At 65.2% G+C, this 14,114-nt stretch carries 11 protein-coding genes; 5 read left to right on the top strand and 6 right to left on the bottom strand.

Features of this window, described 5'->3' with window-relative positions; translation table 11 throughout:
- Positions 1 to 141: 141 nt before the first annotated feature.
- The 3 genes from BRA1253DRAFT_RS38275 to BRA1253DRAFT_RS44105 form a co-directional block, all read right to left on the bottom strand.
- Complete coding sequence (locus tag BRA1253DRAFT_RS38275; protein ID WP_007603155.1) at positions 142 to 2,157, bottom strand: acetyl/propionyl/methylcrotonyl-CoA carboxylase subunit alpha; 2,016 nt, start codon at positions 2,155 to 2,157, stop codon at positions 142 to 144.
- A 185-nt stretch (positions 2,158 to 2,342) separates the two neighbouring features.
- Positions 2,343 to 3,413, bottom strand: a complete 1,071-nt coding sequence (locus BRA1253DRAFT_RS38270; RefSeq protein ID WP_007603154.1) for a putative zinc-binding metallopeptidase — start codon at positions 3,411 to 3,413, stop codon at positions 2,343 to 2,345.
- Positions 3,410 to 3,628, bottom strand: coding sequence for a hypothetical protein (locus BRA1253DRAFT_RS44105; RefSeq protein WP_157158685.1), 219 nt, complete (start codon positions 3,626 to 3,628; stop codon positions 3,410 to 3,412). Before BRA1253DRAFT_RS44105 ends, BRA1253DRAFT_RS38270 begins: the two co-directional genes overlap by 4 nt.
- Here BRA1253DRAFT_RS44105 and BRA1253DRAFT_RS38265 point away from each other — a divergent pair, their 5' ends adjacent.
- On the top strand, positions 3,629 to 6,106 hold the full coding sequence (locus BRA1253DRAFT_RS38265) for a PAS domain S-box protein (RefSeq protein ID WP_007603152.1): 2,478 nt from the start codon (positions 3,629 to 3,631) through the stop codon (positions 6,104 to 6,106).
- A gap of 289 nt (positions 6,107 to 6,395) precedes the next feature.
- Positions 6,396 to 7,646, top strand: coding sequence for an arsenic transporter (locus BRA1253DRAFT_RS38260; RefSeq protein WP_007603150.1), 1,251 nt, complete (start codon positions 6,396 to 6,398; stop codon positions 7,644 to 7,646).
- Between the two features lie 9 nt (positions 7,647 to 7,655).
- Here BRA1253DRAFT_RS38260 and BRA1253DRAFT_RS38255 read toward each other — a convergent pair whose 3' ends face one another.
- Complete coding sequence (locus tag BRA1253DRAFT_RS38255; RefSeq protein WP_007603148.1) at positions 7,656 to 9,020, bottom strand: MFS transporter; 1,365 nt, start codon at positions 9,018 to 9,020, stop codon at positions 7,656 to 7,658.
- Between the two features lie 115 nt (positions 9,021 to 9,135).
- Positions 9,136 to 9,900: a GntR family transcriptional regulator gene (locus BRA1253DRAFT_RS38250; RefSeq protein WP_007603146.1), complete on the bottom strand. Its 765-nt coding sequence runs from the start codon at positions 9,898 to 9,900 to the stop codon at positions 9,136 to 9,138.
- A gap of 178 nt (positions 9,901 to 10,078) precedes the next feature.
- Here BRA1253DRAFT_RS38250 and BRA1253DRAFT_RS38245 point away from each other — a divergent pair, with 178 nt between their 5' ends.
- From BRA1253DRAFT_RS38245 to BRA1253DRAFT_RS38235, 3 genes are read left to right on the top strand one after another with little or no spacing between them, the layout of a single operon-like run.
- Positions 10,079 to 11,278, top strand: a complete 1,200-nt coding sequence (locus tag BRA1253DRAFT_RS38245; RefSeq protein WP_007603145.1) for a mandelate racemase/muconate lactonizing enzyme family protein — start codon at positions 10,079 to 10,081, stop codon at positions 11,276 to 11,278.
- Positions 11,279 to 11,290: 12 nt separating this feature from the next.
- Positions 11,291 to 12,058, top strand: a complete 768-nt coding sequence (locus BRA1253DRAFT_RS38240) for an SDR family oxidoreductase (protein WP_007603144.1) — start codon at positions 11,291 to 11,293, stop codon at positions 12,056 to 12,058.
- Between the two features lie 27 nt (positions 12,059 to 12,085).
- Entirely contained in the window at positions 12,086 to 13,117 is a 1,032-nt protein-coding gene (locus tag BRA1253DRAFT_RS38235) for an L-idonate 5-dehydrogenase (protein ID WP_007603143.1), read from the top strand.
- Position 13,118: 1 nt separating this feature from the next.
- Here the strand turns inward: BRA1253DRAFT_RS38235 and BRA1253DRAFT_RS38230 are convergent, their stop codons facing one another.
- A complete protein-coding gene (locus BRA1253DRAFT_RS38230; protein ID WP_007603142.1) occupies positions 13,119 to 13,994 on the bottom strand; it encodes a DUF3280 domain-containing protein in 876 nt (291 codons plus the stop codon).
- Between the last annotated feature and the right edge of the window lie 120 nt (positions 13,995 to 14,114).

The raw sequence follows: 14,114 nt of genomic DNA, 5'->3' as shown, positions 1-14,114 counted from the left end.
GTTGCGACGCAGCCGCAACATACACCGTCATTGCGAGCGCAGCGAAGCAATCCAGAATCTTTCAGCGGAGGCAGTCTGGATTGCTTCGCTGCGCTCGCAATGACGAAGTCAGTGGACCCCTCGCAAGAGTCCCCCCAAACCCTACGCAAACTCCAAAATCAGCGCGTCCACCGCGAGCGTCGCGCCGGCGGTGGCGTGGATCTTCTTCACGGTACCATCCTGCTCGGCGCGCAGCACGTTCTGCATCTTCATGGCTTCGACCACCGCGAGCGTCTCGCCGGCCTTGACCTCCTGCCCTTCGGTCACCGCGATCGAGACCACGAGACCGGGCATTGGACAAAGCAGCTTCTTGCCGGTGTCGGCAGCCGTGGTCACCGGCATCAGCCGCGCCGAGGCTGCTTCCGCTTCGGTCCAGACATAGACCGGCACCTCGACGCCCTGATGCGCGAGGCGGATGCCGTTCGCGATCGGACGCACCTGCACTACGACCACGTGCCCGTCGATGGTGCCCTGCCAGACCGGATCGCCCGGCTTCCACGGCGATTGCAACAGATGCGCATTGCCGGCCTTGCCGTCGGCATCGAGGAAACGCACCGCGACCGCCTCGCCCTCGCGCGCGATCTCCAGCAGGATCTCCTGACGGTCGAGCCAGACCGCACGGCGACGCTCGCGCTGCACGATGCGGCCGCCCATCTGACCCGAGATCTGCCGCTTACGCTCGCCGAGCACGTGATCGATGGCGGCGCCGACCGCGGCAAGCCGCCGTGCGACCTCGCCTTCCGGCACGCGCACGGCAAAGCCCTTGGGGAATTCCTCGGCGATGAAGCCGGTGGAGAGCCGGCCTTCGCGCCAGCGCGGATGATGCATCAGCGCCGACAGGAACGGGATGTTGTGACGGATACCGTCCACGTAGAACGAGTCCAGCGCGGTGGCCTGCGCCTCGATCGCGGCCGCGCGCGACGGCGCGTGGGTGACGAGCTTGGCGATCATCGGATCGTAATGGATCGAGATCTCGCCGCCCTCCTGCACGCCGGTGTCGTTGCGCACGGTGATGCCGTCCTGGCTCGCTTCCGCCGGCGGACGGTATTTCACCAGGCGACCGATCGAGGGCAGGAAGTTGCGGAACGGGTCCTCGGCGTAGAGGCGCGACTCCACTGCCCAGCCGGTCAGCGTGACGTCCTTCTGCGCAATGGCGAGCTTCTCGCCGGCGGCGACGCGGAGCATCTGCTCGACGAGGTCGACGCCGGTGACGAGCTCGGTAACGGGATGCTCGACCTGGAGGCGCGTGTTCATCTCGAGGAAGTAGAAGCTCTTGTCCTGCCCCGCGACGAATTCGACGGTGCCGGCGGAGTCGTAATTCACCGCCTTAGCGAGTGCGACCGCCTGCTCGCCCATCTTGCGGCGGGTGGCTTCGTCGAGCAGCGGCGACGGCGCTTCCTCGATGACCTTCTGGTTGCGGCGCTGGATCGAGCATTCGCGCTCGCCGAGATAGATCACGTTGCCGTGCTTGTCGCCGAGCAGCTGGATCTCGATATGGCGGGGATCGACAATGAACTTCTCGATGAAGACCCGGTCGTCGCCGAACGAGGCCTTGGCCTCGGCCTTGGCGAGGTTGAAGCCCTCGGCGACCTCGGAGGTCGAATGCGCGATGCGCATGCCCTTGCCGCCGCCGCCGGCGGAGGCCTTGATCATCACGGGATAGCCGATCTCGTCGGCGATCTTGACCGCGTGCGTGGCGTCCTCGATGACGCCGAGATAGCCGGGCACGGTCGAGACTTTTGCCTTCGCGGCAGCCCTCTTGGATTCGATCTTGTCGCCCATCGCCGCGATCGCGCCCGGGTTAGGGCCGATGAAGACGATGCCGGCCGCCTCCAGCGCGCGCGGAAACGCCTCGCGCTCGGACAGGAAGCCGTAACCGGGATGCACCGCCTCGGCGCCCATCTTGCGGCAGGCCTCCACGATCTTCTCGATCACCAGATAACTCTCGGCCGCAGCTGGCGGCCCGATCAGCACGGCCTCGTCGGCCATCTCGACATGGAGAGCGTCGCGGTCGGCCTCAGAATAGACCGCGACCGTCTGAACTCCCATGCGGCGAGCGGTCTTGATGACCCGCCAGGCGATTTCGCCGCGATTGGCGATCAGAATGCGTTTGAACATGCTTTTCTTGAGTCTCGACCTTGGGGCGGGACCCTTCCCTGGCCGTTGGAGCCTATGGGATGGGCCGTGTGGCTCCCGTGGTACATCAAAATAGGCCGGAGGCAACGGTCAAAATCCGGCCCCTCTGGCGTACCAGCGCAAGACCGAAGCAAGACCGAAACGGGCTTTGCAGGCTCCCGGACGGCCTACGGCTTCCCGGCCTTGCCCACGTTCCGGACCAGGCCGTGAATGAAGCCGAGCTTGTCGACGACGACCGGCGAGAGGATGAACGGATAGAGGTCGCGCATGCCCATGGCGCGGTTGACGCTGTTCATGGCGAAGGTGAAGGGCAGCCATGCGTTGACGATCGCCTCGACGTCCCTCGCTTCGTAAGGGTTGAAGCGGATGCGCGTCGTCAACTCCCCGTCGCGATCCACCTTGGGCCGCACCTCCATGCCGAACTCGCTAGCCATCTCCAGGGTGTCGACGATGTGAAGATAGTGCGCCCAGGTCTCGGCGAAATCTTCCCACGGATGCGTGGTCGCGTAGGCCGAGACGTAGTTCTGCTGCCAGTCCGGCGGGGCGCCTTCGGCATAGTGGCGCTGCAAGGACTGGCCGTAATCGGCGGAATCGTCGCCGAAGACGGCGCGGCATTCGTCCAGCTTGCCGCCGTCGCGCACCAGCACGTCCCAGAAATAGTGCCCGACCTCGTGGCGGAAATGCCCGAGCAGCGTCCGGTAGGGCTCGCCCATCTCCAGCCTGCGCCGCTCGCGCTCGATGTCGTCGGCCTCGGTCAGCGCGATCGTGATCAGGCCGTTGTCGTGGCCGGTCAGGACCTTCTGCCCGCTCTGCGGATCGTCGGCGAGGAAATTGAAGATCAGGCCATGTTCGGGATCGTCCTGCCGGGTCTGGAGCGGCAGCTTCCAGCGGATCAGGGAATAGAACAGCCGGTGCTTCGCCATCTCCAGCTCACGCCAGCCGGCGAGTTGCGCCTGATCCGACAGGTCCGGCACGACGCCGTTATGGCGGCAGGCGCGGCAATAGCCGGTGGTATCACCTGCATCCGTCAGCCAGTTGCACGAATCGTGCTCGGCATTGCTGCACAGCATGCGACTTTCGCCCTTGGTCGCCAGCGTCTTCCAGGCCTCTCCGTCGGGCTCGATCGCCGACATCGTCTCCTTCTCCGGCAGGAAGGCGACCCGATGGCCGCAGCGTTCGCAGGCGCGGTTCTCGAAATAGAGGACGTTGCCGCAGGCCTGGCAGACAAAAAGCTTCAAGATTTAGCCTCTTCGGAAAGGGAGCTTTTGGCAATGAAAGTTGTGGCGCCCCGGAGATACGCGCCCGGAGGGCTCATCGTTCCAAGGTTCGGAACAAATAGCCAGACTTGGCGTTCGTTGATGCCCACCATACTGCATTCGGCGACGCCTTTCTTTCCATATTCCTTTTGAGCAATGGCCATCACGCGTCGTCTGTGTGAATATCGGTCGGCCACGTGCGCTCCCGCATCACAACGGCCAACGCCTTGAACGATCCTTTGCCCGAGACCATCGCCGCCGAAAGGCTGCGCCAGCACCTGGAAGATGTCGCGCGCGAGCGTGACAACGCCTATCGCGCGCTCCAGGAACGCGAAGCCGAGCTTGCGCGCATCCAGCGCATCGGCAAGGTCGGCGGTCTCGAAGTCGACTTCCGCGAAGGCTTCAAGAACCGCCGTTCGCCGGAATATCTGATGCTCCACGGCCTGCCGCCGGAAGCTGCCGGCGAGTCGCACGAGGATTGGATCAATCGCGTTCATCCCGACGACCGCGACGCTGCGGTAAAGCACTTCATCGATGCGCTGTCCGGCACGAGCGAGGACTACACCGCCGAATACCGCATCATCCGTCCCAGCGACGGCGAGACCCGCTGGATCCGAGTCGTCGCCAAGATCGAGCGCGATCGTGACGGCCGTGCCCTCCGCCTCGTAGGCGCCCATATCGACGTCACCGACCAGATGCTGGTGCGCGAGACCCTGCGCGAGAGCGAGGAGCGCTTCCGGCTGATCGCCGACAGCGCGCCGGTGCCGATCTGGGTCACCAAGCTCGACCGCACACGGTCCTTCGCCAATCAGGCCTATGTCGATTTCGTCGGCCTGCCCTACGACCAGGCCATCTCCTTCGACTGGCGCAAGGTGCTGCATCCGGACGACCTGCCGCATGTGCTGCAGCAGTCCGTCCAGGGTGAAGCATCGCTCAAACCGTTCGTGCTGGAAGCCCGCTACAAGAATTCCGCCGGCGAGTGGCGCTGGCTGCGTTCGGAATCGCAGCCGCGCTGGGACCCGACCGGCAGGCATATCGGCTTCATCGGGGTTGCCCACGACATCACGGTGGCCAAGCAGGCCGAAATCGAGCTCCGGCAGCTCAACGAGACGCTGGAAGAACGCATCGTCGAGCGCACCGCCGAGCTCGAGTCCAACGAGGCGCGGCTGCGCGCGATCCTGGAGACCAGCAACCAATATCAGGGCCTCGTCAATCTCAGGGGCGAGCTGCTTTACGCCAATACGACCGTGCTCGACGCCATCAAGGCGAGCCCCGCGGACGTGATCGGAAAGCCATTGTGGCAGACGCCCTGGTTCAGCACGACGGACGGCATGAGCGCGCGGGTGTGCGAGGCCTTCGACACCGTGCTCAAGGGCGAAGCCGTGCGGCTGGAGATGCGCCTGCGCCTTCCCATCGGCGAGCGCGATTTCGAGTTCGGCATGCGCCCGGTGCTCGACCGCCACGGCAACATCACCGGCGCGGTGCCCGAGGCTGTCGACATCACCGAGCGCCGCCGCGGCGAGGAAGCGTTGCGGCAATCGCAGAAGATGGAGGCGATCGGCCAGCTCACCGGCGGCGTCGCGCACGACTTCAACAATCTGCTCACCATCATCCGCTCGGCCACCGATTTCCTGCGCCGCCGCGAGCTGCCGGAGGAACGCCGCCGCCGCTATGTCGATGCCATCTCCGACACGGTCGAGCGTGCCTCCAAGCTGACCGCCCAGTTGCTGGCGTTTGCGCGCCGGCAGCCGCTCAAACCGCAGATCTTCAACGTCGCCAGCCAGGTTGAAGGCGTCGCGCAACTGGTCCGGCCGCTGGTCGGTGCTCGCATCGAAATCGCGGTGGAGGTTCACGATGGCGACTGCTTCACGGTCGCCGATATCGCGCAATTCGAGACCGCGCTGATCAACCTCGCGATCAACGCGCGCGACGCCATGGACGGCGAAGGCCGCCTCACCATCGCGGTCCGGAAGGTTCAGGGCATCCCTAACCTGCGCGCGCAACCGGCGCGCGGCGGCGACTATGTCGCGATCTCGGTCGCCGACACCGGAAGCGGCATCGCGCCTGAAAACATGGAAGCCATCTTCGAACCGTTCTTCACCACCAAGGAGGTCGGCAAGGGCACCGGCCTCGGCCTGAGCCAGGCCTTCGGCTTCGCAAAGCAGTCCGAGGGCGACATCGCCGTGACGAGCAAGCATGGTGAAGGCGCGACCTTCACCATCTATCTGCCGCGGGCGCAAAGCCCCGCGACGGATCAGGAAGCCGCGGCGCTGACCTATGAGGCCGCGTCCACCGGGCGCGGCTATCGCGTGCTCGTAGTGGAAGACGACGACGAGGTCGGCCGGTTCTCCACGGAGCTGCTGGAAGACCTCGGTTATGTCGTCCGCCGCGCCGCCAACGCCAATGCGGCGCTCGCCATCCTCGGCGAGAACGAGTTCGCCGTCGATCTCGTCTTCTCCGACGTCATCATGCCCGGCATGAACGGCGTCGAGCTCGCCGGCATCATCCGCGAACGCTATCCGGGCCTGCCCGTCGTGCTCACCTCTGGTTACAGCAACGTTCTCGCCGAGAACGCCGATCGCGGTTTCGAGCTGATCCAGAAGCCGTATTCGGTCGAAGCGCTGTCGCGCATCTTGCGCAAGGCGATCACGGCAAAGCTGTCGATGGCGCGGTGAGAGTGAACATCGCGAGACGCCTCCACAGATTCCGTCATTGCGAGGAGCTCTTGCGACGAAGCAATCCAGAACTCGCTCCGCGGAGACAGTCTGGATTGCTTCGCTCCGCTCGCAACGACGGCGCTATCGCGGCGCCCTAACCCCACAGGCTTTTGAGCAACATTGTGGACTGAAGCTCGGGCCGAGACGCGGCAAATCGCAGATAGCCGTCCGCGCCCGCGGGGGAAGACATCGGCATCGGCTTCCGCTATCGCTCCCGAATGAAGCCTTCCCACTTCGAGGACTGACCGTGCCGTCTGACGCCATCCTGGCCTGGAGCATCATCGTCGCCGCGACCGCGGGCGTCATCATCCGGCCCTTTCGCCTGCCGGAGGCGATCTGGGCCGTCATCGGCGCCGGCGCGCTGGTGCTGCTCGGCCTGCTGCCGTGGCAGGATGCGCTCACCGGCATCGAGAAAGGCGTCGATGTCTATCTCTTCCTGATCGGCATGATGCTGATCGCCGAGCTGGCGCGGCTCGAGGGCCTGTTCGACTATCTCGCGGCGCTCGCCGTGGAATATGCCGGCGGCTCGCCGCAGCGGCTGTTCCTGCTGATCTACATCGTCGGCACGCTCGTCACCGTCCTGCTCTCGAACGACGCCACCGCGATCGTGCTGACGCCCGCCGTCTATGCCGCGACGCGCGCAGCCGGCGCCAAGCCGCTGCCTTATCTCTTCGTCTGCGCCTTCATCGCCAACGCAGCAAGCTTCGTGCTGCCGATCTCCAACCCGGCCAATCTCGTCGTGTTCGGGGCCCACATCCCTGCGCTCACCGAATGGCTGCGCCTGTTCGCCCTGCCCTCGGCGGCCTCGATCCTGCTGACCTATGTCGTGCTGCGCCTGACCCAGCACCGCGCCCTGAAGGAAGAGACGATCGCGCGCAGCGTGCCGCATCCAAAACTCGGCCGCGGCGGCAAGCTGACGGCCATCGGCATCGCGGCGATCGGAATCGTGCTGGTCACGGCCTCCGCGCTGGACAAGCAATTGGGCCTGCCGACCTTCGTCTGCGGCGTGGTGACGGCCGCAATCGTGCTGCTGGTCAGCCGGCAATCGCCGGTACCTGTGCTGGGCGGCGTCTCCTGGAGCGTGCTGCCGCTGGTCGGCGGGCTGTTCGTGATGGTGGAAGCGCTGATCAAGACCGGCGTGATCGGGCAACTCAGCGCGCTGCTGCATGAAGCTGTCGGGCAATCCGTGACGAAGGCGGCCTGGAGCGTCGGCATCGCCACCGCGGTCGCCGACAACATCGCCAACAATCTTCCCGTTGGCCTCGTTGCCGGCTCGGTCGCCGCCAGCCATCATTTACCCGCGCCGGTCGTCAGCGCCATCCTGATCGGCGTCGATCTCGGGCCCAATCTGTCGGTGACCGGTTCGCTCGCCACCATCCTGTGGCTGGTGGCGCTGCGGCGGGAGAAGATCGAGGTCGGCGCCTGGCCGTTCCTCAAGCTCGGACTGCTGGTGACGCCACCGGCCCTGATCGCGGCCTTGGCGGCCGCGATCAGGTAGCTTGCGAGATCAATCGTTCTCGTAGCCGTAGACTTCCGGCAGGATGAAGATCGCGGCGAGCAATCCGATCAGCGGGAAGATCGCGACCATCAGCGTGGCATTCGCCTGCCCGATTGCAGCGAACACCGTCGGGAACAGGAAGATCGCGAGGAACGACGGCAACTTCACGAACATGTAGGCGAAGCCGCTGGCGGTGCCGCGGTATTTCGGCTTGGCGACCATGGTCGGGATCGTCATGCAGTTCGACGCGTCCCAATAATGGCCCCACAGCATGGCGGCAGCCGCGAACGGCAGCAGGATCTTGTTGTCGGTGTAGAGCGCGAAGGCGGCAACCAGCAGCGAGGCCAGCACGATCGAGAAGCCCGCGATCGAGATGCCGCGATGGCCGATCTTCGGCGTCAGCAGCGGACCGACCCAGCCCGACACGGCGGCGAAGGAGAACAGCGCCATCGTCACCAGATTGATGCCGAGCACGCTCGACACGCCGACCATCACAAAGAGCACCGGCAGGTAGAACGCGAAGGTCGAGAACTCGCTGGCCTGCGCGAAGCAGGCGATCCAGCCGTAGATCGTGGCGCGCCAGCGGATCGGATCCTTCTTAAGGTCGGCGAGGAACGCGCGGGTCGAGACCTTGGGCACCTCCACGTCATGGTCCGGCAGCATGGCGAGATCGTCGTTGAACATCTCGCGCGCGACCTGCTTGGCCTCGCGGTAGCGTCCCTTCTGCACCAGCCACACCGCCGTCTCAGGCACGTCGTGGCGCATCACCAGGATGATCAGCGCCGGCAGCGCCCCGAGGCCGAGCGTCACGCGCCACAACATCTCGTGCTGCATGTCGATCAGCAGGAAGATCACGATGACGCCGATGGTGAGGACTTCACCGACCGCGAACATGAACTGCCAGCGGTTGCCCATGACCTCGCGCTCGCCCTTGGCCATGGATTCCATGATGTAGGTGTAGCCGGTCGAAATATCCGAGCCGAGCGGAACGCCGAGCAGGAAGCGGATCACGACGAGCCAGCCGACGCTGGGCACGAAGGCCTGCGCCAGCGCCAGCACGATGAACATCACCATCGTCACCAGGAACATGACGCGGCGGCCGATCTTGTCGGAGAGCCAGCCGCCGAGCAGCGCACCGATCATGGCGCCGCCTTGCGTACCGGCCGCGGCCAGGCCCAGCATCAGCGGATCGGGATTGTACTGCTCCTTGATGAAGATCAGCACGAAGGCGATCGAATAGAGATCCCAGGCCTCGACCAGGATCGAGGCCATCATCAGCCAGCCGACCTTGTTGCCCTTGGGGCTGTAGTTCGTGATGAGGTAGCGGACCGCGGCTTCGCTCGCGGTCGGTTGTGGCATCGCCATCGTCGACATCTTTGGTCCTCTCTTCAAAACTTTCTAAAGCGCGATGAGATCAGGATCGTCACCGCGCTTTGGCCTAATTGTTTGAGCACGATCTCTTCGGAAAACCGCTGCACACTTTTCCGGATCATGTGCCAAGCAGCGGCTCGATGCTGCAATCGAGCAGGCGCGGGTCGATCCCGACCTCCATGCCGGTGAACATCTCGCCCATGTAGTCGATCAGTGCATCGCTCGCCTTCACTGCGTCCTCGACGCGGCGGCTGGCGACGGCAGCGAGAATGGCGAGGTGATGATCGATCGTGCCTGACAGCTCGGCCTGTCCCGGCATGAACCGGTGGTGGATGTAGCCGATGCGCCGGTACAGCGTGTGCAACGGCCGCAGCGTGTGCACCAGAAAGGGCTCGCCTGCCGCCTCCAGCACCAGCGCGTCGATGCGGCGGTCGATATGGTTGAACTCATCGAGGGTCAGACTGGCGCGGCGTTCGCGCAGAAAGCGCTCGATGTGCAGCGCCTGATTGCGGTGCGAGAGGCTGGCGCGATCGGCCGCGAGCCGGATCACGAAGCGCTCCATGTCGCGGCGCAAGGCCAGCAGCATGCGCTCGCGTGCCAGATCGATCGGCGCAATGCGCAGACCGTGGCGCGGACGGATGATGATCAATGTATCGGCGGAGAGACGATTGACGGCGTGATGAACTGGCGTACGGCCGAAGCCGGTGATGTGCTGCAATTCCAGCATCGTCATGAACTGGCCGGGCTTGAGCTCGCAATGGACGAGCAGCTCTTCGATCCTCTGATAGGCCAGTTCGAAGAAGTTGAGACGGTTGCGCCGGGAGGGCTTGCCCTCGCCGTCGTCATTCCTCACCACCTCGAGCGCGCGCTTGCGCGTTGCCATGTCGTCTCTCCCCTCAGCCCGCGCCGTCGTTGCAGGGCGGCGCCTTGTTGGTGATATCCCTAAAACATGTTGTGATATATTACAAGCGAGCGTAAGACTCCGCCCGTGCCCGCACCATGCTGCGGTGCAGAATGACAACAAGACGGCGCTGCGCGCCTGCGATGGGAGGAGTATTGCCGTGAAGATCACGTCGATCGAGACGCTGCGCACCGAAGAATTCTCCAACGTCATCTGGGTGCGCGTCCACACCGACACGGGCATGATCGGTCTCGGTGAAACCTTCTATGGCGCCGGCGCAGTCGAGGCCCAGATCCACGACACCTTTGCCGGCCGCCTGCTCGGCCGCAATCCGCTGCACATCGAAGCGATCCACCGCGACATGCTGAACCTGCCGATGGCGCAGTCGTCCACCGGCGTCGAATATCGCGCGGCTTCGGCGATCGACATCGCGCTATGGGACCTGTTCGGCAAAGTCTGCAATCAGCCGGTGCACCAGATGCTCGGCGGCCTCTGCCGCGACAAGCAGCGCATCTACAACACCTGCGCCGGCACCCAATATGTCCGCTCCACCAATATCAGCCCGGTCGCGAATTGGAATCTCGGTGGCTCCAAGGGCCCCTACGAAGACCTGGACGGCTTCATGAACAACGCCGATGCGCTCGCCGAAAACCTGCTGGAAAGCGGCATCTCGGCGATGAAGATCTGGCCGTTCGATCCGGCGGCACAGGAGAACAAGGGTCTCTACATCTCCGCCGCGCAGATGAAGCAGGCGATCGAGCCGTTCGAGAAGATCCGAAAAGCGGTCGGCGACAAGATGGAGATCATGGTCGAGCTTCATTCGCTCTGGAACCTGCCGACCGCGAAACAGATCGCGCGCGCGCTCGAGCCCTACAAGCCGACCTGGTACGAAGACCCGATCCGGATGAACTCGCCGCAGGCCCTGGCCGAATACGCCCGCTGCACCGACGTCTGGGTCTGCGCCAGCGAGACGCTGGGCTCGCGCTTCCCCTACAAGGACATGCTCGACCGCGACGCCATGCATGTGGTGATGGCGGATCTGTGCTGGACCGGCGGCCTCACCGAGGGCCGCAAGATCGCGGCGATGGCCGAGACCTATCATCGGCCCTTCGCACCGCACGACTGCATCGGCCCGATCGGCTTCATCGCCGCCATCCACATGTCGTTCAGCCAGCCCAACACGCTGATCCAGGAATCGGTGCGCGCCTTCTACAAGGGCTGGTACAATGAGCTCGTCACCACCATGCCCACGATCAAGGATGGTTTCGTCTATCCGATGGAAGGCCCCGGCCTCGGCGTCGACCTTCTGCCCGCCGTATTCGACCGCTCCGATTTGACCGTGCGCCGTTCCAACGTCTGAGGATATTCTGAGATGAGCACCGCCCTCTTCGACCTTTCCGGCCGCACCGCGCTCGTGACCGGCTCCTCCCGCGGCCTCGGCCGCGCCATTGCCGAGGGCATGGCCAAGGCCGGCGCCAGGATCATCGTCAACGGCGTCGATCCCAAGCGCGTCGAGCAGGCCGTCGCCGAGTTTCGCGCCGCCGGCTACCTCGCGGAAGGCGCCGCGTTCAACGTCACCGACGAGCCTGCGATCGTCGCCGCCTTCAACGACTTCGACGACAAGGGCATCGCGGTCGACATCCTCGTCAACAATGCCGGCATCCAGCACCGCAAGCCGCTGGTAGAGTTCACCACCGACGAGTGGCGCAAGGTGATCGAGACCAACCTCACCAGCGCCTTCGTGATCGGCCGCGAGGCGGCCAAGCGCATGATCCCGCGCAAGCACGGCAAGATCATCAATATCGGCTCGCTCGGCAGCGAGCTCGCGCGTCCGACGATTGCGCCCTACACCGCCGCCAAGGGCGGCATCAAGAACCTGACCCGCTCGATGGCGGTGGAATGGGCCCAGCACGGCATCCAGGCCAACGCGATCGGCCCCGGCTACATGCTGACCGACATGAACGAGGCGCTGGTCAACAACACCGACTTCAACAACTGGCTGATGGGCCGCGTTCCCTCCAAGCGCTGGGGCCGACCTGACGAGCTGGTGGGCGCGGCGATCTTCCTGGCGTCGGATGCTTCGACCTATGTCAACGGCCAGATCATCTACGTCGATGGCGGCATGATCGCTGCGATGTGAGCCGCGAAACGCTGAAGGGAGCCAACCATGCGCGCCGTCGTGATCCACGCACCGAAAGATCTGCGGATCGATCTCTATCCGGATGCAGCGCCCGGTCCGGGTGAAGTCCGCGTCAAGATCGCGAACGGCGGCATCTGCGGGTCCGATCTGCACTACTATCATCACGGCGGCTTCGGCGTCGTGCGCATCCAGCAGCCGATGGCGCTCGGGCACGAGATCGCGGGCGTCGTCGCAGCCGTCGGTGACGGCGTCACGAACGTGAAGCCGGGCACCCGCGTCGCGGTCAATCCGAGCAAGCCGTGCGGCCAGTGCCTGCATTGCCAGGAAGGCATGCGCAACCAGTGCCTCGACATGCGCTTCCTCGGCAGCGCGATGCGCTTTCCCCATGTGCAGGGCGGGTTTCGCGAATTCATCACGGTCGATGCGGCGCAGGCCGTTCCGATCGCCGACAAGCTGTCGCTGGCGGAAGCCGCGGTCGCCGAGCCACTCGCGGTGTGCCTGCATGCCGGCAAGCAGGCCGGGCCCCTGCTCGGCAAGCGCGTGCTGATCACCGGCTGCGGCCCGATCGGTGCGCTGATGATTTTGGTGTCGCGCTTCGGCGGCGCGGCCGAGATCGTGGTCACCGATGTCGCGGAGGCGCCGCTTGCGGTCGCCAGGAAGCTCGGCGCCACTCACGCCATCAACGTCGCGGCCGATGCCGCCGCGCTCGATCCCTGGCGCGCCGGCAAGGGCGTGTTCGACACGCTGTTCGAAGCCTCCGGCAATCAGGCCGCGCTCCGGACCGCGCTCGATGTGCTCAGGCCCGGCGCCACGCTCGTGCAGCTCGGGCTCGGCGGCGAGATGACGCTGCCGATCAACTCCATCGTCGCCAAGGAATTGCAGCTCCGCGGCACCTTCCGCTTCGATCCCGAATTCGAGCTGGCGGTGCGGCTGATGGGCGAAGGTCTGATCGACGTCAAGCCGCTGATTACGGCAACCATGCCATTCGAGAACGCGGTCGCGGCGTTCGAGCTCGCCAGCGACCGCTCGCAGTCGATGAAGGTGCAGCTGACGTTCTGAGCTAGTGGCTCTCGATCAACCGGTCGCTGACCAGCCGCACCGCGCCCCGCTTCCACGAATAGTCCGCGCCCAGGCGCAGGCCGCTGTCGCCGCGTGCCAGCACGGCGCCGGTTCTGGCGTCGCGCACCTGGAAGCCCAGCGTGTATTCGGTGCGGCTGACCCGCCGCACCACACCAATGAGAGACTGATCCGCACCGAGCCCTTGCGCAATGGCAGCCTCACAGCCGCCGCAGTCGCGTAGAGCGCGCGCCTTCACCGCCTCCTCGTTGGCCCTGCCGACATCGACGACGCGGTAGCGGCCGGATCGGCCGAGGGCGCCGCGGACGCTGCCGGTCACGTCGGCCAGATAGGATGCATCAGCGGCCGCGAGGCCGGCGGCCGGCGCCGCGGTGTTGTCGTCAAGCTCGAATTCGAACACGGCCATCGCAATCGGCGCAGGCGTGGCGAGTGCGGCCATGATCTCGCGGGATACGAACATCTCGGCGCGCTCCCATGATTCATCATTGTCGCCGCGGAAGGTGTAGAGCTTGTCCATCACGACCTTTTTGGCGCCGACGTCGATCACGGCGACCTTGGCCCATTGCACCAGCGTGCTCGTCTTCTGGATGCCGCCGATCACCTTGAACGCGGCGCCGTCCTGGGCCGAGGGCACCAGCCGGTAGCGCCGGTCTCCGCCGATGTCTTGCCGGAGCGCGGCCATGAAGGCCGCCAGCCGTCGCTCGTGGGCGGCGGTCTGGTTGGCGGGTTCAGCCGACGTATCGGTATAACTGAAATCGTCCATGGCGACGCCGATAGCGGTCTCGGCGCCCGCGAGCGCATAAGACACCGGGAGGACGACGAGGAGACAGGCTGAGAGGATCAACCGGCGCAGGTGCATACAAGGGCCTCGTGTGTGACGGAGCGGCGCGCCAATTTGGACGGCGCAATCAGGCCATGCAGCGGCGCCGGTCCCGGCGATGACCGGGAAAATTTCACGACGGTGCAGCGCACTGGCGCC

The sequence above is a fragment of the Bradyrhizobium sp. WSM1253 genome (assembly GCF_000244935.1).
In the GTDB taxonomy this organism is placed as follows: domain Bacteria; phylum Pseudomonadota; class Alphaproteobacteria; order Rhizobiales; family Xanthobacteraceae; genus Bradyrhizobium; species Bradyrhizobium canariense.
The sequence above is the reverse complement of the archived record's forward strand: the minus strand, read 5'-3'. Positions and strand labels throughout refer to the sequence as shown.